The organism is Phytohabitans sp. LJ34, assembly GCF_052068095.1.
Classification (GTDB): Bacteria; Actinomycetota; Actinomycetes; order Mycobacteriales; family Micromonosporaceae; genus Phytohabitans.
The window spans coordinates 127,078-150,354 of the sequence record NZ_JBQHDG010000013.1 but is presented as its reverse complement, the minus strand read 5'-3'; the positions used below and the strand labels follow the sequence as shown (position 1 = coordinate 150,354).

The 23,277-nt window shown below is 69.7% G+C and carries 23 protein-coding genes, 1 pseudogene and 1 riboswitch; of the genes and pseudogenes, 7 read left to right on the top strand and 17 right to left on the bottom strand.

Annotation, left to right across the window (positions count from 1 at the left end; genetic code table 11):
• Positions 1–144 precede the first annotated feature (144 nt).
• Positions 145–1,554 (top strand): MFS transporter, encoded by a 1,410-nt coding sequence (locus ACTMTJ_RS23540; protein WP_441219868.1) that lies wholly within the window; start codon positions 145–147, stop codon positions 1,552–1,554.
• Here ACTMTJ_RS23540 and ACTMTJ_RS23535 read toward each other — a convergent pair.
• From ACTMTJ_RS23535 to ACTMTJ_RS23510, 6 genes are all read right to left on the bottom strand, one after another.
• Positions 1,532–3,139 carry a glycoside hydrolase family 13 protein gene (locus ACTMTJ_RS23535; protein WP_441219867.1) on the bottom strand — a complete coding sequence of 536 codons (1,608 nt, stop codon included), beginning with the start codon at positions 3,137–3,139 and terminating at the stop codon, positions 1,532–1,534. The genes ACTMTJ_RS23540 and ACTMTJ_RS23535 overlap by 23 nt on opposite strands.
• Positions 3,140–3,143: 4 nt before the next feature.
• Complete coding sequence (locus ACTMTJ_RS23530) at positions 3,144–4,163, bottom strand: LacI family DNA-binding transcriptional regulator (protein WP_441219866.1); 1,020 nt, start codon at positions 4,161–4,163, stop codon at positions 3,144–3,146.
• 64 nt (positions 4,164–4,227) lie between these two features.
• A complete protein-coding gene (locus ACTMTJ_RS23525; protein WP_441219865.1) occupies positions 4,228–5,190 on the bottom strand; it encodes a carbohydrate ABC transporter permease in 963 nt (320 codons plus the stop codon).
• Between the two features lies 1 nt (position 5,191).
• Entirely contained in the window at positions 5,192–6,244 is a 1,053-nt protein-coding gene (locus tag ACTMTJ_RS23520; protein WP_441219864.1) for a carbohydrate ABC transporter permease, read from the bottom strand.
• A 66-nt stretch (positions 6,245–6,310) separates the two neighbouring features.
• On the bottom strand, positions 6,311–7,657 hold the full coding sequence (locus tag ACTMTJ_RS23515) for an ABC transporter substrate-binding protein (protein ID WP_441219863.1): 1,347 nt from the start codon (positions 7,655–7,657) through the stop codon (positions 6,311–6,313).
• Positions 7,658–7,782: 125 nt separating this feature from the next.
• On the bottom strand, positions 7,783–8,502 hold the full coding sequence (locus tag ACTMTJ_RS23510; RefSeq protein ID WP_441219862.1) for an HD domain-containing protein: 720 nt from the start codon (positions 8,500–8,502) through the stop codon (positions 7,783–7,785).
• A gap of 112 nt (positions 8,503–8,614) precedes the next feature.
• On the opposite strand from ACTMTJ_RS23510, the gene ACTMTJ_RS23505 reads away from it, so the two are divergent.
• Positions 8,615–9,394 (top strand): peptidoglycan DD-metalloendopeptidase family protein, encoded by a 780-nt coding sequence (locus tag ACTMTJ_RS23505; RefSeq protein WP_441219861.1) that lies wholly within the window; start codon positions 8,615–8,617, stop codon positions 9,392–9,394.
• Here ACTMTJ_RS23505 and ACTMTJ_RS23500 read toward each other — a convergent pair whose 3' ends face one another.
• The 6 genes from ACTMTJ_RS23500 to ACTMTJ_RS23475 all read right to left on the bottom strand — a co-directional run bounded on the left by ACTMTJ_RS23500 (position 9,395) and on the right by ACTMTJ_RS23475 (position 13,079).
• Positions 9,395–10,231, bottom strand: coding sequence for an MHYT domain-containing protein (locus ACTMTJ_RS23500; protein WP_441219860.1), 837 nt, complete (start codon positions 10,229–10,231; stop codon positions 9,395–9,397). It abuts the gene before it with no gap.
• A 151-nt stretch (positions 10,232–10,382) separates the two neighbouring features.
• The gene (locus ACTMTJ_RS23495) at positions 10,383–10,526 is read right to left on the bottom strand and encodes a GPGG-motif small membrane protein (protein ID WP_441219859.1); all 144 of its coding nucleotides are present in this window, start codon (positions 10,524–10,526) and stop codon (positions 10,383–10,385) included.
• Positions 10,527–10,568: 42 nt separating this feature from the next.
• A complete protein-coding gene (locus tag ACTMTJ_RS23490; RefSeq protein ID WP_441219858.1) occupies positions 10,569–11,303 on the bottom strand; it encodes a metallophosphoesterase family protein in 735 nt (244 codons plus the stop codon).
• Positions 11,300–11,545: a hypothetical protein gene (locus tag ACTMTJ_RS23485; protein WP_441219857.1), complete on the bottom strand. Its 246-nt coding sequence runs from the start codon at positions 11,543–11,545 to the stop codon at positions 11,300–11,302. The genes ACTMTJ_RS23490 and ACTMTJ_RS23485 overlap by 4 nt, the downstream gene beginning before the upstream one ends.
• On the bottom strand, positions 11,542–12,087 hold the full coding sequence (locus ACTMTJ_RS23480; RefSeq protein WP_441219856.1) for a nucleotidyltransferase: 546 nt from the start codon (positions 12,085–12,087) through the stop codon (positions 11,542–11,544). Before ACTMTJ_RS23480 ends, ACTMTJ_RS23485 begins: the two co-directional genes overlap by 4 nt.
• Positions 12,088–12,266: 179 nt before the next feature.
• Positions 12,267–13,079, bottom strand: a complete 813-nt coding sequence (locus ACTMTJ_RS23475) for a SigB/SigF/SigG family RNA polymerase sigma factor (protein WP_441219855.1) — start codon at positions 13,077–13,079, stop codon at positions 12,267–12,269.
• Positions 13,080–13,239: 160 nt separating this feature from the next.
• Here ACTMTJ_RS23475 and ACTMTJ_RS23470 point away from each other — a divergent pair.
• Positions 13,240–13,872, top strand: a pseudogene (locus tag ACTMTJ_RS23470) (dTMP kinase); the annotation flags it as partial.
• 20 nt (positions 13,873–13,892) lie between these two features.
• Here ACTMTJ_RS23470 and ACTMTJ_RS23465 read toward each other — a convergent pair.
• The gene (locus ACTMTJ_RS23465) at positions 13,893–14,573 is read right to left on the bottom strand and encodes an SDR family NAD(P)-dependent oxidoreductase (protein ID WP_441219854.1); all 681 of its coding nucleotides are present in this window, start codon (positions 14,571–14,573) and stop codon (positions 13,893–13,895) included.
• A gap of 155 nt (positions 14,574–14,728) precedes the next feature.
• Between ACTMTJ_RS23465 and ACTMTJ_RS23460 the strand changes: the two genes are divergently transcribed.
• The 3 genes from ACTMTJ_RS23460 (at position 14,729) to ACTMTJ_RS23450 (ending at position 17,973) form a co-directional block, all read left to right on the top strand.
• A complete protein-coding gene (locus tag ACTMTJ_RS23460; protein ID WP_441219853.1) occupies positions 14,729–15,643 on the top strand; it encodes a MurR/RpiR family transcriptional regulator in 915 nt (304 codons plus the stop codon).
• On the top strand, positions 15,640–16,575 hold the full coding sequence (gene murQ, locus ACTMTJ_RS23455) for an N-acetylmuramic acid 6-phosphate etherase (protein WP_441219852.1): 936 nt from the start codon (positions 15,640–15,642) through the stop codon (positions 16,573–16,575). The genes ACTMTJ_RS23460 and murQ overlap by 4 nt, the downstream gene beginning before the upstream one ends.
• 396 nt (positions 16,576–16,971) lie before the next feature.
• On the top strand, positions 16,972–17,973 hold the full coding sequence (locus ACTMTJ_RS23450) for a sigma-70 family RNA polymerase sigma factor (protein ID WP_441219851.1): 1,002 nt from the start codon (positions 16,972–16,974) through the stop codon (positions 17,971–17,973).
• A gap of 67 nt (positions 17,974–18,040) precedes the next feature.
• Here ACTMTJ_RS23450 and ACTMTJ_RS23445 read toward each other — a convergent pair whose 3' ends face one another.
• Both ACTMTJ_RS23445 and ACTMTJ_RS23440 read right to left on the bottom strand, forming a co-directional pair.
• A complete protein-coding gene (locus tag ACTMTJ_RS23445) occupies positions 18,041–18,949 on the bottom strand; it encodes a DNA-3-methyladenine glycosylase family protein (protein WP_441219850.1) in 909 nt (302 codons plus the stop codon).
• 144 nt (positions 18,950–19,093) lie between these two features.
• Positions 19,094–20,050, bottom strand: coding sequence for an NlpC/P60 family protein (locus ACTMTJ_RS23440; RefSeq protein ID WP_441219849.1), 957 nt, complete (start codon positions 20,048–20,050; stop codon positions 19,094–19,096).
• A 111-nt stretch (positions 20,051–20,161) separates the two neighbouring features.
• Positions 20,162–20,254, bottom strand: a riboswitch (cyclic di-AMP (ydaO/yuaA leader).
• A gap of 528 nt (positions 20,255–20,782) precedes the next feature.
• On the opposite strand from ACTMTJ_RS23440, the gene ACTMTJ_RS23435 reads away from it, so the two are divergent.
• Positions 20,783–21,325: a DUF6232 family protein gene (locus ACTMTJ_RS23435; RefSeq protein WP_441219848.1), complete on the top strand. Its 543-nt coding sequence runs from the start codon at positions 20,783–20,785 to the stop codon at positions 21,323–21,325.
• A 103-nt stretch (positions 21,326–21,428) separates the two neighbouring features.
• Here the strand turns inward: ACTMTJ_RS23435 and ACTMTJ_RS23430 are convergent, their stop codons facing one another.
• Positions 21,429–22,277: a helix-turn-helix domain-containing protein gene (locus tag ACTMTJ_RS23430; protein ID WP_441219847.1), complete on the bottom strand. Its 849-nt coding sequence runs from the start codon at positions 22,275–22,277 to the stop codon at positions 21,429–21,431.
• 27 nt (positions 22,278–22,304) lie between these two features.
• Positions 22,305–23,177: a helix-turn-helix domain-containing protein gene (locus ACTMTJ_RS23425; RefSeq protein ID WP_441219846.1), complete on the bottom strand. Its 873-nt coding sequence runs from the start codon at positions 23,175–23,177 to the stop codon at positions 22,305–22,307.
• Between the last annotated feature and the right edge of the window lie 100 nt (positions 23,178–23,277).

Below are 23,277 nucleotides of genomic sequence, written 5' to 3'. Positions count from 1 at the left end.
ACGACCCGCTCTCCAGATGCATAGCTGTGAAGTTGATACAGGCAGCCGCTACCGAATTGAACTTATCAACTTCGGAACGGATGGGCCGGCCCTCGGCGGCGTGGCGCTACCGCTTCGTTATCTGGTGCTGGTTGGGTGCCGGTCATGAGTGGTGGCGGGCGGGCGCACCGGACCTACAGCGTGGTGGTCTTCGTCGTGCTCGCCTCGCTCGACAACGTCGCCATCGGGCTCGTGCCGCCGCTCTACGGGAGCATCAGCGAGTCGTTCGGCGTGGCCGAGAGTGCCGTCGGGCTGGTCACCGCGATCACCTTCCTCTTCAGCGCGGTCGCCGCCGTCGCCTGGGCGTACACGGGAGATCGACACCACCGCAAGCCGCTGCTCATGATCGGCACGCTGGTGTGGGCGGCGGGCACCGGGGGCACGGCGCTGAGCGGCGGCTACGTGACGTTCTTCGCGGCGCAGATCGTCGCCGCGGTCGGGTTGGGCGCGGTCGCCTCGGTCGGGTTCTCCGTGGTCAGCGACCTCATCGCGCCGCGCCGCCGCGGGCTGGTGATGAGCTTCTGGGGGCTGTCGCAGGGGATCGGCACGCTCGCCGGCACGCTCGTCGGCGGGCTGCTCGGGCGGGGGGACTGGCGGGTGCCGTTCCTGGTGCTCACGGTGGTCGGGGTGGCGGCCACAGTGGCGTACCTGTTCACGTACGACGTGCGGCGCGGCCAGAGTGACGCCGAGCTCGCCGGCGTGGTCGACTACGACTACCGGATCAGCCGCGACGACCTGCCCACGATCCTGGACCGCCGGACCAACCTCTGGCTCGTGCTGCAAGGGCTGACCGCACAGGTGGCGTTCGGATCGCTGGTGTGGCTGCCGGTGCTCTTCCGGGAGCGGGCCGAGGCACAGGGCTACAGCGACGACACCGCCATCGTGGTGGGCAGCATCTTCGCCACGCTGTTTCAGCTCGGCGCGGGCTTCTCGATCCTCGGCGGTCTGATCGGCGACCGGCTCCAGCGGCGCGACCCCGGCGGGCGGGCCATGGTGGCGGCCGTCGGCATCCTCGCGGCGGTTCCGCTGTACCTCGTGCTCTTCTTCGTGCCGATCCGCATCGACGTGCCCGACGGCGCCGGTGCGGGCGCGGTGGTCCGGGCCGTGCTGTCCAGTGTGTTCACCGAGCCGACCGTGGGGCTGAGCCTGCTCACCGCGCTCGTCGCGCTGGCGCTGACCTCGGCCAACTCGCCCAACTGGTTCGCACTTATCGCGGACGTCAACCCGCCCGAGCACCGCGGCACCGTGTACAGCCTGGGCAACCTCACCAACGGCGTGGGGCGCGCGGTCGGCAACGGCCTGGCCGGGGTGGCGTTTCGGGCGCTACAGGGGCCGTTGCCGCCGCCGCTCAACTACGCGGTGGGGCTGGCCGCCTTCCAGCTCTTCTTCGTGCCGACCGGCCTGATGTACCTGCGGGCCTCCCGCACCTCGCCGGCGGACATCGCCACCGTCCACGAGTTGCTGGAGGCCCGCGCCGAGCGGAGCAAGCCGGCTACACCACAGCCCACACCGTGACGTCCGTCGGCACCGTGCCGTCGGCGTGCAGCTCCTCGCTGCTGATCAGCGGGCGGGCGCCCGCGGGCAGGGAGGCCGGTGTCTCGCCGAAGTTGGTCAGCACGTACACGTCGCCGTTGCGGAAGGCGAGCACGCCCTCTGGCCCTTCGGCCCAGGTGAGCGAGCCGGGGCCGAGCCCCTGCTGGGCACGCAGGCGCAGGGCCGCGCGGTACATCTCGTACGTCGAGCCGGGCACCCCGCGCTGCCGGTCGAGCGCGTATCCGGCCCAGTTCGCGGGCTGGGGGAGCCAGCTCGCGTTGGTGGGGCCGAACCCGTACGACGGGGCGTCGCTCTGCCACGGGATCGGGACCCGGCAGCCGTCGCGCCCCTTCTGTTCGCCGTTGGTACGCCGGAACATCGGATCCTGCCGTTCCTCGTCCGGCATCGTCGTGTGCTCCGGCAGGCCCAGCTCCTCGCCCTGGTAGAGGTAGGCCGAGCCGGGCAGGGCCAGCATCAGCAGCGTCGCCGCGCGGGCCCGGCGCAGGCCGAGCACGAGGTCAGGCTGCGGGTCGCCGACGCCGATGCCGCGCGGGCGCATGGTGCCGATCGGCAGGCCGAGGCGGGAGGCGTGGCGGAGCACGTCGTGGTTGGACAGCACCCACGTGGTCGGCGCGCCGACCGTCCCGTTGGCCGCCAGCGACCGGGTGATCACCTCGTGCTGGGCGGCCGCGGTCCAGGCGGCCTCCAGGTACTCGAAGTTGAACGCCTGGTGCATCTCGTCCGGCCGCACGTACGCCGCGAGCCGCTCGGCGGGCGAGACCCAGGCCTCGGCTACGAGCACGCGCTCGCCGGGGTACTCCTCCAGGACCCGCCGCCAGTCGCGGTAGACGTCGTGCACGGCGTCCTGGTCCCACATCGGGGGGCGGATGCCCTCCGTGGCCGGGCCGGTGAGCGGCTCGACCGGGTAGTGCCAGTCGGCGAGGTCGGCCTGCTTGATCAGCCCGTGCGCGACGTCGACCCGGAAGCCGTCGACACCGCGGTCGAGCCAGAAGCGCAGGATGTCGCGGAACTCGGCGCGCACCTCGGGGTGGTCCCAGTTGAGGTCGGGCTGGCCCGCGTCGAACAGGTGCAGGTACCACTCGCCGTCGGGCACCTGGGTCCAGGCCGGGCCGCCGAACGTGCTCTCCCAGTTGTTCGGCTTGTGCGTCCGGAAGATGTAGCGGGCCCGCTCGGGACTGCCCGGGCCGGCGGCGAGCGCCTGCTTGAACCACGGGTGCTCGCTCGACGTGTGGTTGGGCACCAGGTCGACGATCACCCGCAGGCCCCGCTCGCGGGCCGCGGCGAGGAGCTTGTCGGCGTCGTCGAGGCGGCCGAAGAGGGGATCCACGTCTCGGTAGTCGGACACGTCGTAGCCGGCGTCCGCCTGCGGCGAGGGGTAGAAGGGCGACAGCCAGAGGGCGTCGACGCCGAGCTCGACGAGGTGGTCGAGCCGCGCCGTGATGCCGGGCAGGTCGCCGATGCCGTCGCCGTTGGAGTCGGCGAAGGACCGGGGATAGATCTGGTAGATGACGGCTGTGCGCCACCAGTCTTTGCTCTGCTCAGGCATCGCTCTAGTTTGCCCGAGGCGGCGCGGTAGATTCGCGAACGATCAACTGAGTTGGCAGGATCACGGTTTCCTCTCCTGGGTACTCGCCGCCGGTCAGCGGGCCGAGAAGGATGTTGGCCGCGAGGCGGCCTTGATCGGCGGCTGGCTGGGCCACTGTTGTGAGGCCCACCACACCGGCCAGGTCGTGGTCGTCGATGCCGATCACGCTGATGTCTTCTGGCACCTTGAGCCCCGCCTGCCGTAGGGCCGCCATCGCGCCCATGGCGATCTCGTCGCAGGCCGCGAATATGGCGGTGGGCGGGTCGCCCCGCCGCAGCAGCGTGGCCACCGCCCGCTCGCCGCCGGAGACCGTGAACTCCTCCTCCACGTCCAGCGCCGGGTCCGGGGTGACGCCGACCTCGGCCAGCGCCTGCCAGTAGCCGCGGCGGCGGTCGATGTGCGTGGTGAATGCCAGCTCGTCGGCGGGATCGCCGGAGATGTGCGCGATCCGCCGGTGGCCGCACCCGATGAGGTGTGACGTGGCGGTGTACGCGGCGGCGACGTCGTCGATCCGGATGCTGGGCCAGCCCGGCACGCCGGTGCCCGAGCTGACCGTCACGCCGGGCAGGGCGAGGCCGGTGACCGCCTCGAGGTCGACGCCTTGGAGCGGTGTGGCCACCAGCATCAGCGCGTCGACGCGCTTGTGCAGCGCGGCCGTGTGCAGCAGCCGCTGCCGCTCGGTCTCGCTGCCGCCGAGGTTGTGCAGCAGCAGGTCGTAGCCGGCCTCGTGCAGCGCCTGCTCGGCGGCCTCGACCACGGTCGCGAAGAACCAGCGGGTGATCCGCGGCACGACCACCGCAACCGCCCCGGACTTGCCGCCGGCCAGGCGCGACGCGCTTGGCGAGGCGGCGTATCCGAGCTGGGCCGCGGCCGCGAGCACCCGGTCGCGGGTGGCCTGGGACACCGTCGGCAGGCCGCGCAGTGCCCGGGAAACGGTGGCCGTCGATACGCCGGCCAGTCGCGCGACATCGTCGATCTTTGTCACGCGTGCACCTCCCCAGTCGACCGTCGGCGGGCGGGTGGCCGGGCCACCCACCCGCACACGGCCATCAGCCCTTCACGCTGCCGGTGAGGAGACCCCGGACGAAGTACCGCTGGAGGGAGAGGAAGACGATCAGCGGGATGACGATCGACACGAACGCGCCGGACGTCAGCCGTTGCCACTCGTTGCCGCGGGTGCCGGCCAGCTCGGCGAGCCGTACCGTCAGCGGGGCCGTTTCGTCCCCGCCTCCCGCGAAGATGAGCGCTACGAGCAGGTCGTTCCAGACCCACAGGAACTGGAAGATGGTCAGCGATGCCAGCGCCGGCGTGATCAACGGCAACACGATGGTCCGGAAGATCTTCGGGTGGCTGGCCCCGTCTACCCGGGCCGCCTCCATCAGCTCGCCGGGCAGCTGCGACACGAAGTTGTGCAGCAGGAACACGGCGAACGGCAGGGCGAAGCAGGTGTGCGCGAACCACACCTGGATGAACTTCTGCTCGTCTTCCAGCTGCCAGGCGGGCATGAGCGTGATGCCGCCCAGCGAGACGCCCCGGGAGAAGAAGCTCAGCAGCGGTACGAGCGACATCTGGAGCGGCACGATCTGGAGCGCGAAGATGAGGATGTAGAGCCACTCCCGCCCGCGAAACTGGATCCAGGAGAGCGCGTAGGCCGCCATCGCGGCGAACGCCACCGGGAAGAGCACCGACGGGATCGTGATGACGAGCGAGTTGACGAAGTAGTTGGCCAGCTGGCCGGAGGAGGCCGACTGTCCGAAGAGGACCTCGTTGTAGTTTTCCAGCGTCAGCTGGGGGTCGCTGAAGAACGTCCACCAGCCGGTGGTCTTGATCGCCTGCTCGGGACGCAGCGACGAGATGAACAGGCCGAAGGTGGGCACCGTCCACAGCACCGCGATGAGGATCGAGACGATCGTGGCGGCGCGGGTGTTGAGCCGCTTGCGCACGCGGCCGGCCACCGTCTTGGGCAGCGGCTCCGCGGTGAGGCCGGGCAGGACGGGAGTCGTGGTAGCCATGTCAGCCCTCCCGCTGCTGGCGCAGGTTGCGGACCTGGAAGATGACGATCGGGATCACCAGGATGAACAGGAACACGGCCAGTGCCGAGCCCTGCCCGACCTCCTGATAACGGAACGCCTGGTTGTACATCTCCAGGGCGATGACGTTGGTGTCGTAGTTGCCGTTGGTCATCGTCCGCACGATGTCGAAGATCTTCATCGTGGCGACCGTGATGGCCACGACCACGACGATCAGGGCGGGCCGGATGCTCGGCATCGTGATCCGCCAGAACATCTGCCACGCGGTGACGCCGTCGAGGCGGGCCGCCTCCACGATGTCGGCGGGGATCGCCTTGATGGCGGCGGAGAGGATGACCATCGCGAAGCCGGCCTGGATCCAGACCAGGACCATGATCAGCAGCAACGTGTTGAGCGGCGACTCGAGCAGCCACTGCTGCGGCGCGCCGCCGAGCCACACCACGATCTGGTTGAGCAGACCGATCTGATCCTGCTCCTCGCCGCGGTACGCGTACACGAACCGCCAGATGATGCTCGCGCCGACCATCGAGATCGCCATCGGCAGGAAGATCAGCGACTTGGCGACCGCCTCGAAGCGGGCGCGGTCGACGAGCACGGCGTAGAGGAGCCCCACCGAGGTCGCCACCAGCGGCACCAGCACGACCCAGAGGAGGCTGTTCCACAGCACACCGAGGATGTCGCCGTTGCTGAACATCCAGCCGTAGTTGTCCAGGCCAACCCACCCGGAGCTGTCGCCGTTCTGGAACGACAGGATGGTGGTCCGGATCAATGGCACCACCAGCCCGATCAGCACCAGGACCACGACCGGGAGGAGGAAGAAGATCGCGTACCCGAACTCGCGGGGCTTGCGCAGGCGGCCCGCGGGTGGCGCGGGCGCGTCGCCGGCGGCGACGGCGATGAGCTGGCGCTCCCGCCGGCGGGCGAAGTAGGTGGGTACGACGTCAAGCAGAAGCAAGAGCCCACCGACGACGACCGCGAACGCGACGAGGCCGTACACCAACATGGTGAGCTTGGGGGAAATGTCCGCGAATTCCATCCGCCCTCCCGAGGGGGATCGGCCGGCCCGACCCCGAGGGAAGGGGTCGGGCCGGCCGTCTATGCGCTACTTCCAGGAGCTCTGGATACCGGCGAGCACGCTCGCGGTGTCCTTACCGTTGATCCACTCGACCATGCCCTTCCAGAACGTGCCGGCGCCGACGGCCGACGGCATCAGGTCGGAGCCGTCGAAGCGGAGCACCTTGCTCTGGTCTTGCAGGATCTCGACCGACAGCTTGTCGATCGGGTTGGCGAAGTTGTTGATGTCCGCGCCCTTGCTGCCCGACACCCAGTTGCCGAGCTTGGCCCGGGAGTTGGCGTACTCGGGCGTGGCCAGGTAGTTCTGCACCGCCTGGACCTCGGGACGGTCGGCGAACGCGGCGGTGAACTCACCGGCCGCGAGCACCGGCTCGCCCTTGCTCGGGTCGACGGCCGGGAAGTAGAAGGCGAACACGTCGCCGTCCTCGGCCACCTTCGTGCCCTGCGGCCACTGGTTGGCGTAGAAGGACGCCTGGCGGTGCAGGTAGCACTTGTCTTCCAGGATCGGCAGGCCCGCCTCCTGGAACGACGTGGTCGAGATGCTCTTCACGGGGCCGAACCCGGCGTTGACGTACTTGTCGTTCTTGAGGATCGTGCCGGCGCGGTCGACCGCGGCGGCGACCTTCGGGTCGTTGAACGGGATCTGGTGGGTCACCCACTGGTCGTAAACCTCGGGCGACTGGTCGCGGAGCATGATGTCCTCGATCCAGTCGGTGGCCGGCCAGCCGGTGGCGTCACCGGACTCGATGCCCGCGCACCAGGGCTTTTCGCCGCCCTGAGCGATCTTGTCGCTGAGTGCGATGAGCTCGTCCCAGGTCTTGGGGACCGCGTAGCCCTTCTCCTGGAAGGTCTTCGGCGAGTACCAGACGAAGGACTTGACGTTGGAGCCGAGCGGCGCGCCGTAGAACGTGCCGTCGACCGTGCCGTACTTCAGCCAGTCAGCGGGGTAGTTGGCCTCCGCCGAAGCCTTGGTGTCGGCGGGAGCGGGCTTGAGCTTGCCCGACTTCGCGAACGTGCCCAGCAGACCGGGCTGGGGGATGAAGGCGATGTCCGGCGCGTTGCCGCCGTCCACAAGAACCTGGAGCTGCGCCTCGAACTCGCCGCTGCCCTCGTAGTCGATCTCGATGCCGGTGCAGTCGCTGAACTGCTTCCAGGACTGCTCAAGCAGGTCGGCCTCCGTGTCACGGATGGACGCGTAGATCTTGACCTTCTTGCCGTCGTTGCCGTCGTACTTGTCAAAGGCGGAGCACTCCGCCGAGCTTCCGTTGCTGCCACTTCCGCTGTCGTCGCCGTCCCCGCACGCGGTGGCGCTGAGCGCCAACCCGACCACGGTGGCGATCACGATGGCTTGGCGTCGTCTTGGAAAGACCGCCATGCCGTCCTCCTTCCTCGCCGGCACGGTGCGTTGGCTCACGTGCCGGTCCCGACTTGGGGCGTCTACACATGTAAGCGCTTGCACCGATCTTTCGTCCAGGCTTTCGAGTAAGGAAGCCGTAACGATTAGGAAACGTCGGGAGCGCTTCCATGGCCGTCGAGGATGGCCGCGAACCGGCTCTCCGCGAGGTCGAGCTGGTCCATGATGTGCGCCTTCGTCGGGTCGGAGAGCGGCGTGTCCGGGCGGCCGACCAGCTCCCGGAAGACCGGCACGAGCGGCCGGTACTTCGTGGCTGAGCTGTGCACCTTCGGCCCGGTGGTGTGTATGACGCCCACCCCGTTGTCGGTGAAGTCGGACACCTTGATCACGCGTGCCCACGGGTGGCGGTCGAGGCTCTCCGCCACGTGCGCCCGGTATTGCTCGTGGCGGTCGCGCCCCGGGTCGTACTCCGGGTTGGTCACCGCGCGGACCAGGTCGGCGACCCGCGGGTTGAACCGCCGGGCCAGCTCGGCCAGCGCCGCCTCGGCGTCGCCGCCCAGCTCCTCGGGGTGGTCTTCGACCGTGTCGTGGAGCAACGCCGCCACGAGTACGTCGACGTCGGTCACGCCGTAGTGCGACATGATCCGGATCGCGACCCGGAGCAGGTGGTTGAGGTACGGCTCGCGGGTCCGGCGGTCGTCGCGGTGCAGGTGCGCGGCCAGCTCCAGCGCCTCGGTCAGCCGATCCTGGTCGGCGGCGGCGAAGCGGGCGACCTCCAGCGCGAACCGCTGCCGCAGGCCGTCTTCCCCGTAGACCTCGGTGATCGCGTGCAGCGGCATGGTCGCGAGGTACGCCGGGGAAGCCATGGGCCCAGGTATACCGGATCACGCCAATTTCCGTCGGCCCTCCTTCCGCTCGATGAAGCTTTCTGTCAAACTGCCGCGCAAGCAGGAAGGTTTTCGACGCAGGAGGACTTCCATGGCAAGACGCGTGCTCCGACTCCTCGCCGTTACCGCCACCGCGGCCGCCGTGGTCATCGTGGCGCCCGGCCCGGCACAGGCCGCACCGACGTTCAAGGTCCCATTCCCCTGTGGACAGTCGTGGTCCGGCCAGACCCGCACCAACCACAGCCCTGCCAACGCCATCGACTTCAACCGCACGGACGACACCGGCGACCCCGTCGTCGCCAGCGCGCCCGGCACCGTCGACCGGGTCACCGACCTCGGCAACACGAGCTACGGCAAGTACGTGCGCATCAACCACGGCAGCGGGTACACCACGTACTACGCGCACCTCAACGCGTTCAACGTCTCTGTTGGACAGACGGTGGGCTACGGCAGCGTCATCGGCTACGTCGGCACCACCGGCGGCTCGACTGGCCCGCACCTGCACTACGAGCAGCGCCTGAACGGGGCGGACATCCAGGTGCGCTTCAACGGCGCGCTCGCGCTCTACTGGGGCACGAAGACGTACACCAGCGACAACGCCTGCTCCGGCGGCAACACCGGGTCGGGCACCGTCAACACGGCCGGCTCGCCGCTGACCGTCCGATCCGGACCCGGCACGGGCTACGCCTCGGTCGGCACCGTCGCCGACGGCGCCACCGTCACCATCTACTGCCAGACGACCGGGACGACGGTCACCGGCACGTACGGCACGAGCAACATCTGGGACCGCATCGGCACCGGCAGGTTCGTCTCCGACGCGTATGTCTACACCGGATACGACGGCTTCATCCCGAGCGTCCCGCGCTGCTGATCAGCGGACGCGGCGCATTCCGACAGCGCGCACGTACGGCGGGCCCGCGTCGATCGGCGCGGGCCGGCCGGCGGCCCGGGACGCGGGCCACCGGTCGTCGGCGAACTCCTCCTCGGTCATCGCCTGGAGCGCGCTGAACGCCACACCGATCAGCGTGACCGCGGCCAGGACCGTGATCGGCACGATGAGCAGTGACGGGCTGAGCCCTTCTACCCGGGTCTCACCGGGTGTCCACAGCCGCACGCGCATCGCCGCCATGCCGGTGTAGTGCATGCCGCACACGGCGAGCCCGAGCACGAACGCGCCGCCGACGACCGCACGCCAGCCGCGTACCGCGATGACGAGCCAGAGCGCCAGGGTCGCGCACGCGACGGCGATGAGGGTGGAGGCTCCGACGAGCGCGCCGGAGTACTCGATGCGGCCGGCGACCCGCACGGCGGCCATCGCGGTGTAGTGCATCGCCACCGCGCCGGCGCCGGTGAGCAGGCCGCCAAGGACGATACGGCCGCCGTTCGGCTCGCCGCGGCCGACGACGAAGAGGCCGGATCCCACGGTAACGACCGCAACGACGAGGCTCGCGACGGTGAGCGTCGGGCTGTACCGGACCGGGCTGTCCGGTACGTCGAAGCCGAACATGGCGGTGAAGTGCATGAGCCAGATCGCGGCCCCGCCGATCGTGATGGCGGCGAGGACGAGCCAGCGGGCGCGCCGCCGGCGATGGCGGGCGGCCCGGGCCCGGCTCGTGCAGACCAGACCGAGCAGCGAGCCGACGAAGGCGATCAGGTACGCGACGACGGGATTGACGGCACCGTACGTCAGGTGATGGATCTCAGCCACGGCAGTGATTGAGGCACGCCGGTGGCCGGGCGGCCGCACAGGTTGTGCGCCCCTTACCAAGATCTGGGCGACTTACAGCCGTTGGGGTGGCCGCAAGTCGCCCAGACCGCTCAGATACGCCGAGGGGTAGCGGTGCGAAAGCACCTGGTGACTAGGTGAAGATGCTGACGCCACCGGGGCCAACGAGCAGCCCCACGATGATGAGGACGACGCCCCACAGGACCTGCCGGCGGAAGAGCGCCAGGATGCCGGCGACCACGAGCACAACTGCGATAATCCACAGAAGAAATTCCATGTGTTGTGAGGTACCCCCGCGCTCGCCGGCAGAAACCTATTCTCAGCCAAGCCGGAAGACGCTGTAGGCCTGCTTGATGACCGGATGCGCGACGTTACGCACCCGAACGCCGCCCGGGGTGGCGCCCCGCTCGCTGCCGGCGTGTGCGTGCCCGTGCACCGCCAGGGCGGTCGGCGCCGAGTCGATGGCCTGACCGAGCAGGTACGAGCCGAGAAATGGGTAGATCTCGGGCGGCTCGCCGGCCAACGTGTCCGGCACCGGCGCGTAGTGGGTCAGCGCGACCCGCACGTCGCAGTCGAGGTCGCGCAGCACCTGGCCCAGCCGCTCGGCCACCGTGCTCGTCGTGCGCACGAACGCCTTCATCTCCGGCTCGCCGAACTCGCTGGCGCACCGCCCCGCGAACCCGCCGCCGAAGCCCTTCGCGCCGGCAACACCGAGGCGGCAGGCCGGCGTCTCCACGACCGTGCTGTCTCCTTCGAGGACGGTGATGCCGCCCTCGTTGGTGAGCACGTCGACGACCTTGTCGACCTGGTCGCAGTGGTAGTCGTGGTTGCCGAGCACGGCGATCACCGGGACGCCGAGCTGGCCGAACTCCTGTGCCACGCAGCGCGCTTCCGCCTCGGTGCCGTGCCGGGTCAGGTCACCGGCGAGCAGCAGCACGTCGGCGTGTTCGGGCAGCTGATCCAGGGCGGGGCGGAAGCGGCCGAGCACGTCCTGGTCCATGTGGACGTCGCCCACCGCCGCGATGCGGATAGGCGGGTCGTTCGGGTCCTTCACAGCAGGTCCTCCGCCTCGCTCGGTGCGTTCGCGCGGGTGATGCCGATGTCGACCCACAGGGGGACGTCGGGGAAGTTCTCCTCGACCAGCCGCACGATCTCATCCCGGCGGGCGGGGCTTTCCACCTCACCGCAGAGGACCATCGTGCGTTCCCGGCGAGCCACCGTGATGCCCTGCTCGGCGAGGCCCCCGTGCTCGGTCAGCAGCCGCTGTACGGCCGCCTCCACATATTCATCGATCATGGAACGACCTCCAGTCGTTCGAGCAGCAGCAGGAACGCCTCGGCGTACGGCGACGGCGCGGTTTCCTTACGCACCCGGTCCCAGTCGATCTGCTCGCGCAGAGACCGGGCCAGCGGCAGGCCGCGGGTGAAGTCACAGTAGTGCTCGGTGAAGCTCAGCAGCTTGTGGATCATCAGCTGCGTGGCGGTCACGCACGGCATGACGATCGCGTCGACGACCCGGGGGACGGTGTCGGCGAGGGTCTCCGCGGTCACCGGAGTGTCCAGCGGGTGGTGGATGAGGTCGACCATCCGATCCTCGTCGTAGACCTTGACCAACCAGTCTTCCGGCGGCCGCTCGGCCCGGAAACCGGTCGCCACCAACGCTTCCAGCGCCCGCTCGACGTCCTCCTCGCGAAGGAGGAAGTCGACGTCGTGGTCACCGGAGTGGCCGCCGTGCGCGTACACGGCGAAGCTGCCGCCGAGTGCGAACGGGATCTCTGCCTGCTTGAGCGTTGCGGCGACCCGTTTGAGTGTGATGAGCAGTCCGTCGTCCACGCTCATAAAAGCTCCTCAGCGTCGTCGCTCGGGGGAAGGAAGAACAAATACCCAGGTGAAGGCCCGTTGACACGCACGGACGGACCGGTGGCCCCTGCCCCTTGATAGAGGCGCACCGGTCCGTCCGCGCGTGAAGGGCCGCTCATCCGGCGAACCGCCGTCGAGCGTCTGGGGGTGGCGAGCGCCTAGGCGGCGTCCTCGCCGAGGTGGCCACGCAGCTTGGCGAGTGCCCGGGCGAGCAGCCGGGACACGTGCATCTGCGAGACCCCGATCTGGTCGGCGATCTGCGACTGCGTCATGTTGCCGTAGAAGCGGAGCGTCAGGATCTTCTGCTCGCGCTGGTCGAGCGCGGCGAGCGCCGGCCCGAGCGCGACGCGCAGCTCGGCGAGCTCGAACTCGCTGTCCTCGCTGCCGAGCATGTCGCCAAGCTCGGTGGCACGGTCGCCGTCGCTGGTCGGCATGGAGAGCGACACGGCGTTGTACGCCCGGGCGCCTTCCAACCCTTCCAGCACCTCTTCTTCGCTGATCCCGATGTGGGCGGCGATGTCGGCGACCGTCGGCGAGCGGCCGAGCGTCTGAAGCAGCGTGCTCGTCGCCTCGGAGATGCTCAGCCGCAGCTCCTGGAGGCGGCGGGGCACCCGGATGTCCCACGTGCGGTCGCGGAAGTGGCGCTTGATCTCGCCGATGATGGTGGGGATCGCATAGGCGGCGAACTCGACGCCGCGCTCGGGGTCGAACTTGTCGACCGCCTTGATCAGCCCGACTGTCGCCGTCTGCACCAGGTCTTCGATCGGCTCGCCACGGCCGGCGAAGCGGTTGGCGAGGTGCTGTGCCAGCGGGAGCCAGGACTCGATCACCTGGTCGCGCACGCGGGCCCGGGACGGGTGGTGCGGCGGCAGCGAGGCCATCGCGGCCATCAGATCCGCCGCGTTATCGGTCGCCTGGCGCTGGTCCAGGTGGGCACTGCTCTTCGTCTGGTGCACGTGTGTCGCGGTCATGGTGGTCCTCCCTGCACCTGTGTCCGGACTCGTGTCAGTTCCTGTCCGTCTTCTCAGCTGTCCGATCATTCAGGGGTTGATTAACCGATCAGCTATCTCACCCTAGACCAAACGGTTCACGGAAATCTAGCCGAAAGTACGATGTTGTGCAGCCCGAGTACTGTGGGCTGCTGTGATCTACTCCAGAGTTCGGCCCGCTGTGACCGGGCACCCACGGGTTGTCGCGCTCGTGGGCGTCGACGGCTCTGGCAAGACCACCCAGGCCCACCGCCTGGCCACCGCGTTGACCGAGGCCGGCCTTCCGGCCACCTACTGGCAGAACGCCGGCGGCCGCAGGTGGTTCAGCCGGCTGGCCAAGCGCCTGGGCCGCGGCGGCGACGCTCAGCGGCTGCTCGGCCGGGCTGGGCTCCTCCTGGTCGAGTCGATCCTTCGCTGGCTGGCCATCGCCCGAGCGCTGCTCCGCTCCCGCCTGCGCGGCCGGGTCGCGGTCATGGACCGGTACGCGGTCTGCCAGTACGCGAGCATCCGCGCCCACGACGGCAGCCGGGTCGCCGAGTGGCTGGCCCGCCGGGCGTACGCGCTGTTTCCCCGGCCGGACGTGACGTTCTTCCTCGCGGTGGATCCGGCCGAGGCGGTCCGCCGCATCGACCTGCGGGCCGAAGACCACGAGAGCGAGGACTTCCTGGCGACGTCGACCGTCGCGTACCGGTCGCTGCCTGAATTCGGCTCTTTCGTGGTGATTGACGGAAATGGTACGCCGGACGAGGTGACCGCCCGTATCCAGGAGCGCCTCGCGGCGCTGGCCGACCGGAGCTACGCCCGCCCGTAGACCGGGATCGCCGCGCCACTGGTCGGCGCCGACTCCTCGCCGGCGAGAAACCGGATCACCGTCGCGATCTCCTCCGGCCGTACCCACCGCGACGGGTCCGCGTCAGGCTGGGCGGCCCTGTTGGCCGGGGTGTCGATCACGCTCGGCAGCACGGTGTTGCACCGCACCCCCTTTGCCTTGTACTCCACCGCTACCGCGTTGGCGAAAGCCAGCACGGCGGCCTTCGAGGTGACGTAGCCGGCCGCGCCGGGGAAGGGTGAGACCGCCGCCCGGGAGGAGACGCAGACCACGGCCCCGCCGCCGGCCTCGATCAGGTGTGGCAGCGCCGCCTGGGTGACGAGGTAGGTGGGGCGCAGGTTGAGCGACAGCATCCGCTCGAAGTCTTCGATCGGGGTCTCGTGCACGAGACCGCCCGGCGCGTACCCGCCCACGAGGTTGACCACGGCCCGCAGAGGCGCGGCCGGGTCGGACACGGCGGCCGAAACCACCGACTCGACCGCCGCGGGATCGGTGAGGTCCGCGGTCAGGTATTCGGCGCTGCCGCCCTCGGGCGGATCTTTGCGCACCGGCACGACGGCGCGCCAACCCGCCGCGACGAAAGCGGCGGTGACGGCACCGCCCAACCCGCCCGTGCCACCGGTGATCAATGCGGTGCGATCGGCCATTGCCACACCGTATCCCCGCCATCCAACCGAACGGGTGTAAGGAATGGCACGCTCGGCGGGCGAAAGCCGGACGCGGTGGAAAGGTCCACGGCGTACCGTCGCAGATAGCGAGGTCACGGTTGACGGTCCGACCTCTGTGAAAGTAAGTTTCATCCGTGGCGAAAACGACGAAGGTTTCCGCGACTCACGAGTCGAGCGGGCTGATTGTGCACATCAGCGGCCTGCTTCCGTCGCTGTCGCCCGCGGAGCAGCGCGTCGCGCGCCTCGTCGTGGCCGATCCGGCCGACGCCGCGCGGCGCACGATCACCGATCTCGCGACCGCCGCGGAGACATCCGAGGCCACGGTCATCCGCTTCTGCCGCTCGGTCGGCATGGAGGGCTACCCGCAGCTGCGCATCCGGCTCGCCGCCGAGGCCGCGCGCCGGGTCGAGCCGCCGGACGCGCGCGTGGTCGGCGGCGACATCCCGCCCGGTGCCGACCTGGCCCAGATCATCGCGACGATCTCGTTCAACGACGCCCGCGCGGTGGAGGAGACGGCCGAGCAGCTCGACCCCGCCGTCTGCGAGCAGGTGGTCGACGCCATCAACAGTGCCGGCAGGGTAGACATCTACGGCGCCGCCGCGAGTGGTTTCGTCGCCTCCGACTTCCAGCAAAAGCTGCACCGCATCGGGCGCACCGCGTTCGCCTGGCCGGACGTGCACCTCGCGCTCACCTCGGCCGCGCTGCTCGGCAAGGGTGACGTGGCGATGGGCATCTCGCACTCCGGCACCACCTCCGACGTCATCGAGGTGCTCCAGCAGGCCCGCGCGCGGGGCGCCACCACGGTCGCCCTGACCAACTTCCCCAGATCCCCGATCACCGAGGTGGCCGACTTCGTGCTCACCACGGCGGCGCGCGAGACCACGTACCGATCGGGTGCGATGGCCAGCCGCCTGGCCCAGCTGACCGTCGTCGACTGCCTCTTCGTCGGCGTCGCGGCCCGCAACCGGACCAAGGCGCGCCGCGCGCTCGAGGTCACCGCCGAGGCCGTGCAGACCCACCGCGTGGGTGCGGCCCGGCGGTCCCGGTGACGGCGGAAGCGGACGGGCGCGCGGTCGTCCGGGTCGGCTCGCCGACCGAGCGCCGCAACCCGGACAGCGTCGACCTGGACCTGATGTCGACCCGCGACGTCGTACGGGTCATCAACGAGGCCGATCGCACCGTGCCGACCGCGGTGGCGGCCGTGCTCGACGAGATCGCGGCCGCCGTCGACCTGGCGGTCGTGGCGATCCGCTCCGGTCGCCGGGTGCACTACTTCGGCGCGGGTACCTCCGGACGGCTGGGAGTGCTCGACGTGGCGGAGCTGCCGCCGACGTTCAACTCGCCGGAAGACTGGTTCTGCGCCCATCTCGCCGGCGGCACCGGGGCGGTCTTCCGGCCGGTCGAGGACGCGGAGGACAGCGACGGCGGCGGCGAGCGCGAGGCCGCCGACTGCGTGCACGCCGGCGACCTCGTGGTGGGGCTGGCCGCGAGCGGGCGCACCCCGTACGTGCTGGGCGCGCTGCGCGCCTCGCGTGCGGCGGGTGCCGGCACCGTGCTGGTGGCCGCCGACCCCGCCGCCGCGGCGGCCGCCGAGGTGGACGTCTTCATCGGCGTGGACACCGGGCCGGAGGTGGTGACCGGCTCCACCCGGATGAAGGCGGCGACCGCGCAGAAGCTGGTGCTGAACGCCTTCTCCACCGCGGTGATGGTGCGGCTCGGCCGGGTCTACTCCAACCTGATGATCGACATGGTCGCCACCAACGCGAAGCTGCGCGGCCGCATGATCTCCATCCTGGAGGAGGCCACCGGGTACGGCGAGGAAGCCTGCCGCCGGGCCCTCGCCGACGCGGACGGCGACCTCAAGGCCGCTCTTGTGGCGCTCGTCTCGGGCGCGAGCGTGGCCGACGCACGGGGCGCGCTGGCGCGCTCGGCGGGTCAGGTGCGGGGTGCCGTCGCCCTGCTCGCCACCGGTCGGGCGTGACGACCGTCACGGTTGAGATGGATGCCGAGCGGGCTTGAGTTAGCGCCGTTGAGGGCCGGGTAATCCTTGATCCGACAGTGAACCGGCGTCGGCGTACGTGCGTACTGTGAAGTGACGAGGATCGCAGACAGGTAGTGACCCGGATCGCTGTGCCTTATGGAGCTCGGATGTTGTCATTATTCGGGCGAAGTATGCACAGCGGCCGCCCAATCCACCACCGGGTCGGACCCCGAACGTCCTGATGAGGGCAGTGCACAGCAACTATGCACCGCGCTCTCAGCTAGTACTCAGGCATTCGTGACACTTTCGACTCAGCAGATGGAATCCCTTACGCGTCTCATCTGTTGTGTAGGTGTCAGCACCGCGGGGGATAGCGGAAGTTACGGGGGAGGGCTGATGAACGTGGGGACCGCAGGCAAGAGAGCAAGAGGGGCGAACGAGGGGATCGTGAGCAACGTGGAAAGCAATGTGGTGATGCGCACCGACGAGGTCGCCGAAGAGCGCGACCTGGTTGGCGTCTACCTACACGAGATCTCCCGGACGCCACTGCTCGACGCCGCCACCGAGGTCGACCTCTCGAAGGCCATCGAGGCCGGGCTCTACGCCGAGCACCTGCTCGACGAGGGGCAGATCCCGAAGGGCGTCGGCCAGGAGGAGCTCGAGCGCATCGTCTTCGAGGGCGAGCGCGCCAAGGACCTCTTCATCCGGGCCAACCTCCGGCTGGTCGTGTCGATCGCCCGCCGCTACGTGCGGTCGGGCATGCCGATGCTCGACCTGATCCAGGAGGGCAACACCGGCCTGGTGCGCGCCGTGGAGAAGTTCGACTACGAGCGCGGTTTCAAGTTTTCGACGTACGCGACGTGGTGGATCCGCCAGGCCATCAGCCGGGCGATCGCCCAGCAGGAGCGCACCGTGCGGCTGCCGGTGCACCTCGTCGAAGACGTCAACCGGATGCGTAACGTGGCTCGCCAGCTGACCCGCGAGCTCGGCTCCGACCCGGAGCCGGAGCAGATCGCGGTGGCGCTGGGCGTGCCGGTGGAGCGGGTGCACGAGCTGGTGCGCTGGTCGCAGGACACCGTGTCGCTCGACACGCCGGTCGGCGACGACGGCGACACCAACCTCGGTGACCTGGTGGCCGACAGCGACGCGCCGTCGCCCGAGGAGGTCGTGCTGACCGCCCTCGAGCGGCAGCGGATCGAGGGCCTGCTCAACCACCTCGACGACCGGTCGGCCGGCATCATGCGGGCCCGCTACGGCCTGGAGGACGGGCGCGAGCACTCGCTCACCGAGGTCGCCTCGCGCTTCTCCCTCTCCCGCGAGCGGATCCGCCAGCTGGAGATCCAGGCGCTGGGCCGGCTGCGCGAGCTGGCTCGGGCCGAGGGCCTCCAGGCCGCCTGACACACACCCCCCACCATCTGCCCGCTGAGCGGCCGGTGTCCGAATAGGACACCGGCCGCTCGCCCGTCTATGCGGCCACCAGGGTGTCTTCCGGCTGCCACGAGCGGGCGGTGCGCACGTAGTAGGCCCACCAGCCGATCGAAGACCCGTATGCCGCGCGCAACTCGGCGGGGCTGGGCGGTGGGTTGCCATACACCGCGCGAGCGGCGTCTTCGAACTGGGGCATGTGGAGCGGCACGCCATCGGGGCGGCCGAGCACGCGCAACAACAGCGCGTGCGCGGTGAACGCGCCGACGCCCGGCAGGGCCAGCAGCGCCTTGCGAACGTCCTCATACGGCCCGGTGCGGAGCCACTCCTCGTCGAGCGAGGCCACCCCCTCGACCACCTCGCGCAGGCGGCGGGCGCGCAGCCGATTGCCCGCGAAGCGGACGAGATCGGCGTCGTCTCGCGCGGCGACCGTGGCGAGCGAAGGGAACGCGACGTGCTCCACCCCGTCGAGCGTCAGGGACGGCCCGAGCTCGGCGGCCACCCGGCGCTTGCGGGCCGCCGCATACCACTGGGTGCTCCGCTGGACGAGCGCGAAGTAGACCGCGCCCTCGGCGAGCGAGGAGAAGCGCACCTGGTGTAGCCCGTGCGCGGCGCGCAGCAGCCCGGCCATGGCCGGGTCGCGCCCGGCGACGTCGAGGAAGGCACCGAGGTCGTCGTCGAGGCCGAGCCACCGCCCGACGGCGCGATGCACCACCGCCCGCTCGGTGGGTAAGAGGTGGCGGTCGGCGTGGAGGGTGAGCACGACGCCCGGACCCTCGGAAGCAGGCCCGACGTCGGCGACCACCGCCTCGGAGCCGAGCAGGAACGCCTTGCGCACCCGGCCCCCGGAGATCACATGGCCACCGGCGCAGGGCGCGAAGCCGGCCAGGGCGCGCAGGGACAGGTCGAACGAGAACGGCTCGGTGGCCGCCAGAAAGACTTCGGTCATGCCTCGACGGTGAACCCGCGGTACGACACTTCCGGCCGGCCCGTCCTCCCGCCGATCAAGGACTTGTGCGCCGATCGAGGGCTGCCGACGGCGCGTCCGCGATGGACCCGCCGCAAGCCGCCCTCGATCGGCGCACTTGAAGATTTATCTGACTCTGCCGTAGCCGTACGGGGTCATCATGTCGACCGATGCCAGCTCGACGCTCTCGCCGGCCTGCGGCGCGTGGATCACCTTGCCGCTGCCCACGTAGATCGCGACGTGGCCGAGACCGTTGTAGAAGACGAGGTCGCCCGCCTGGAGGGAGCCGCGGCCGATGTGTGCCACCACGTCCCACTGCATCGCGGCGTTGTGCGGCAGCGACTTGCCGGCCGCTCGCCAGGCGGCGAGCGTGAGGCCCGAGCAGTCGTACCCGCTGGAGCTCTCGCCGGCCCAGACGTAGGGCGTGCCGATCGCGTTGTACGCGAACCGCACCGCCACGCCCGCCTTACCGGAGATCGAGGGGATCGACCCGGTGTAGCCGCCGCTGGAGGTGGTGGCCGAGCCGTACGCCTCCTCGCGCATCTTGTACAGCTTGTCGAGGTCGCCCTCGATCTTCTTCTTGCCGGCCGCGAGCTCCTTGAGCTGGGCGGTCTGCTTGGCCTGGGTGGCGTCGAGCGTCGCCTTCTGCTCGGTGAACCGGCGCTCGGCCTCGGTGAAACCCTCCAGCTGCCGCTTGCGGTCGCGGGCCAGCTGGTCGAGCATGCCGAGCCGGTCGGCGAGCGGCCCGCTGCCGTTCAGCAGGGCGCTCGCGGTGCCCACCTGGCCCGTCCGGTACGCCACCGAAGCCATCTGGCCCACCTCGGTGTCCGCCTTGGCGAGCTGGGCCTCCAGCGGGCCCATCTTGGCGCTGAGCGCCGTGGCGGCGGCCTTGGTCTGCTTGAGCTGCTCGTTGAGCTTGTTGTACGACTCGACGACCTTCTCCAGCTCGGTGGATGCCTTGTTGATCTGCTCCGTCAGCTCGCTCGGCGACGGCTCGGCCTGTGCGGCCGCTGCCGGCACGGTCAGCCCGATCCCGAGCCCGATCAGCACGAGGGCGTGGAGCAGCTTCCGCGCGGAAGACAAACGGTGAACCCTTCTTCCCCAACGCCGCCTACCGGGTGAGCGAGCTTGCGCGCGACCCATCAAACTCGGCAGCTTGCGCTAGCGGCGGCTCGCCGCGAGCGGCGAGGCGACGTGAGCTGACGGATTCGGGCGGGAAGATCGCCCTACCGGGTCCGCCGAGGGGCGGGCGGGCCGCGGATTCACCCCAGTGCATTCGGTGGGTCCCCAACTCGCTGACGGAGAGTAATCGTCGTGCGATTAGGCGGCACCGGACCGGCGTCACCCGGGGGAGTGACTGACTACCGGACCAGCGGCTCCAACCTAGCGTCGGGGCCGGGCGGGCGAAAGTGGCGGAAGGATGACTTGTGACGGACGCCCGCGAACGGGGCGAATGTCTGTGTCACTCTAAGTGATTAGGTCGTACACCCAGGTCGGTCGGCCAGACGGGTGAAGGGCGATTTGTCGGTCTACGCGTTGGGTGGGCGACGGCGCTGACAAATCGGATATGCGGGCCTGAAAGCCCCGCGATGCAGCTAGCCGACCGCTGCCAATCTGCCAGGTGGCTGATTGCACCCCTTCCCTCGACTAGATGGCATCTCGCACAATGGCAGCAGGGCCCTTGAGGTTGCTGAAGCGGCACTTGATCGCCAGACGGAACAGAGCGAGAAAGACGATCGGCACCTGGCTGCCACCAGGTGCCGATCTCAAGAACCACCACACCAGCCCGCCTCACGAGCCGTAGGAGGCATTGAAGTGCAGACTACTCGCTACCCCGCGCGGTCACCAGCAGCACAGCCCGTAACGCAAGCAGACGTAACGAGCCCGAAACCGCCTGCTCCGCTGTACCAACAGCCCGGCATCCTGGTTACCCGCGACTGGTTCATCGTCGGTGGGCGCCGGTTCCCGGTCGGCGAGCTCAGGCACCTGCACACGGCCCGAGGCCCAGCACATCAGCTCACCGTGCGGTCGGTGACGGTGACCGCGATCGTGCTGGCCGCCATCGGGATCACGCTCGGCATGACCACCGAGCTCAACCACCTGAGTGCACAGGCCTACCTGGCGCTCACGGCGGTGGCGTTCGTCCCATTCCTCGTGGCGACGATCGGCCACCGCCTGCGGCCGCGGGCCTACGAGCTGTGGGGCGAGTTTCGCGGGATGACGGTGCTGCTCTTCAGCAGCGACGAGGAGCGGCAGTACGGGCAGGTCACCCGGGCGCTGCTCCGGGCGCAAGAGGCATACCGGCTCGGCGGGCTGGCCGAGCCGCTGGTAACGATGAACATCTGGCGCATGCGCTAGCCATAGAGACTTCGTCCCGAGTTCGGCCGCCGCGCGGCAAAGCGGGTCAACGGCGGACGAGGGGCGCGGTGGGGCCGGGGGGCCACACCGATCGTGGGCGGGCTCAGTCGAGCTCGCCCACGATCCGTTTGATCATGTCCTGGGTCTCGGTCGGGCTCAGCGCCATCTCGCGCAGCCGGTCAAACTCGTGCCGGTAGGGCTTTACCAGGTCGGGCTGGTCGACCACGTCGTCGCCGAGGCCGTTTTCCAGGTACATCACGGCGTCGTCGGTCGGGTCGGGAAACTCCAGGATCGCGAACGGGTTGGGAAAGCCGTCGACGCCCGCCGCGAACGGCAGCACCTGGATGGTGATGTTGGGCTCGCCGCACAGCGAGACGAGCCGCTCCAGCTGCTCCCGCTTCGTACGCGGGTCGCTGGCGATGCGCCGCACGACCGCCTCGTCGATCACCGCGGTGATGTGTGGCGGGTCGTCCTTGCCCAGCACCTCCCGCTGGCGGGCGAGCCGCACCGCGATCTGGCTCTCCTCGTCGGCGCCCGGCTGGCGGCGCAGCGCCTTGGCCGCGTAAGCCTCGGTCTGGAAGAGCGCGGGGAGCTTGGTGGGCGTGTAGCAGAGCACCGACGAGGTCTCCGCCTCCAGCCCGATGTAGGCCGTGTACGGCGCGGGGAGGGCGCCCGCGTACGACGACCACCACCGGCGCACCCGCGACGAACGGGCCAGCCCGACGAGCTCGTCGACCCGCGGCTTGTCGGTCACCCCGTAGAGCCGCAGCAGGGCGCGCGCGTCGATGGGCGAGACGCCGACGGCACCTGACTCGATCCGGATGATCTTCGACAGGGACCAGTCCATCTCCGTGGCAACCTGCTCCTGCGTGAAGCCTGCCGCCTCACGCGCCGCGCGCAACGCGGACCGCAACCGTCGCCGACCAACGGTGGGTCCATATGTCGCAGTCATGCCGCCGCTCCTGCGTTGTTTCGCCGATCAGCCGAGCTGGTCGGCCATCTTGGTGATCTTTTCGAGGGACTCGTCGGGCTGGAGGGACATCTCCCAGAGTCGGTCGAACATCTGCTGATACGCCGCTACGTCGGTGGGGCGGTCGAGCACGTCTTGGGCGAGCACTCCCTCGAGATAGACGATGTCGGTGTCGTCATCGTCAGGGAAGCGCAGGATCACGAACGGGCCTTGAGGGGCGTAGTCGCCCGCCGTGAACGGGAGCACCCTGATCGTCACCTGGGCGCGCCGTCCGACGTCGGCCAGGTGACGCAGCTGCTCGCGCAGGCTCTCCGGGCCGCCGGTCTGCCGGTGCAGCGCGGCTTCGTCGAGCACCACGTCGATGTGTGGCCGGTCGGGGCGGTCGAGCACTTCCTTTTGCCGCCGCATGCGGATCGCGTGTCGGAGCTCGATCTGCTCCGCGTCCATCGTGTCGCCCACGGTGGTCGAGGCCGCGGTGACGGCGGCCCGCGCGTAGGAGTCGGTCTGTAGGAGGCCGGGGATGCCGGAGGGCTGGAAGAAGGAGAGCTTGAACGCCTCCGCCTCCAGCCCGATGTACGCCGCGTAGGCACTGGGGAGGGTGTCTTTGTACTGCGACCACCAGGTGCGGCGCCGGGAGACCCGGGCCAGCTCGACCAGCTCGTTGATCTGGTGCTGGTCGGTCATCCGGTAGTGACCGAGCAGCGCCTTGACGTCGTTGGTGGAGATCGACACGGAGCCGGCCTCGATGCGGATCAGCTTGGAGAGCGACCAGTCCATGGCGGCCGCCACCTGCTCCTGGGTCAGCCCGGCGGCGTCTCTCGCCCGGCGCAGCGCGGACCGCAGCCGGCGCCGGCCGACCGTAGGCCCGTGCACCGTCGTCATCGGCGACCCTCCCCGGCTGCGCGCGTCACGCGCCCACGATGTGTCACCGTGCAGTAGACCCGTCCGTGCAAGAAAATGATCTGTGCAGAATGCCACCTGG

Coding starts and splice junctions, on each gene's coding strand:
- ACTMTJ_RS23515 (WP_441219863.1), bottom strand. CDS start 7,657: ATGGCGGTCTTTCCAAGACGACGCCAAGCCATCGTGATCGCCACCGTG.
- ACTMTJ_RS23535 (WP_441219867.1), bottom strand. CDS start 3,139: ATGCCTGAGCAGAGCAAAGACTGGTGGCGCACAGCCGTCATCTACCAG.
- ACTMTJ_RS23445 (WP_441219850.1), bottom strand. CDS start 18,949: ATGACCGAAGTCTTTCTGGCGGCCACCGAGCCGTTCTCGTTCGACCTG.
- ACTMTJ_RS23465 (WP_441219854.1), bottom strand. CDS start 14,573: ATGGCCGATCGCACCGCATTGATCACCGGTGGCACGGGCGGGTTGGGC.
- ACTMTJ_RS23430 (WP_441219847.1), bottom strand. CDS start 22,277: ATGACTGCGACATATGGACCCACCGTTGGTCGGCGACGGTTGCGGTCC.
- ACTMTJ_RS23425 (WP_441219846.1), bottom strand. CDS start 23,177: ATGACGACGGTGCACGGGCCTACGGTCGGCCGGCGCCGGCTGCGGTCC.
- ACTMTJ_RS23510 (WP_441219862.1), bottom strand. CDS start 8,502: ATGGCTTCCCCGGCGTACCTCGCGACCATGCCGCTGCACGCGATCACC.
- ACTMTJ_RS23520 (WP_441219864.1), bottom strand. CDS start 6,244: ATGGAATTCGCGGACATTTCCCCCAAGCTCACCATGTTGGTGTACGGC.
- ACTMTJ_RS23450 (WP_441219851.1), top strand. CDS start 16,972: ATGAACGTGGGGACCGCAGGCAAGAGAGCAAGAGGGGCGAACGAGGGG.
- ACTMTJ_RS23495 (WP_441219859.1), bottom strand. CDS start 10,526: ATGGAATTTCTTCTGTGGATTATCGCAGTTGTGCTCGTGGTCGCCGGC.
- ACTMTJ_RS23525 (WP_441219865.1), bottom strand. CDS start 5,190: ATGGCTACCACGACTCCCGTCCTGCCCGGCCTCACCGCGGAGCCGCTG.
- ACTMTJ_RS23480 (WP_441219856.1), bottom strand. CDS start 12,087: ATGAGCGTGGACGACGGACTGCTCATCACACTCAAACGGGTCGCCGCA.
- ACTMTJ_RS23540 (WP_441219868.1), top strand. CDS start 145: ATGAGTGGTGGCGGGCGGGCGCACCGGACCTACAGCGTGGTGGTCTTC.
- ACTMTJ_RS23485 (WP_441219857.1), bottom strand. CDS start 11,545: ATGATCGATGAATATGTGGAGGCGGCCGTACAGCGGCTGCTGACCGAG.
- ACTMTJ_RS23475 (WP_441219855.1), bottom strand. CDS start 13,079: ATGACCGCGACACACGTGCACCAGACGAAGAGCAGTGCCCACCTGGAC.
- ACTMTJ_RS23505 (WP_441219861.1), top strand. CDS start 8,615: ATGGCAAGACGCGTGCTCCGACTCCTCGCCGTTACCGCCACCGCGGCC.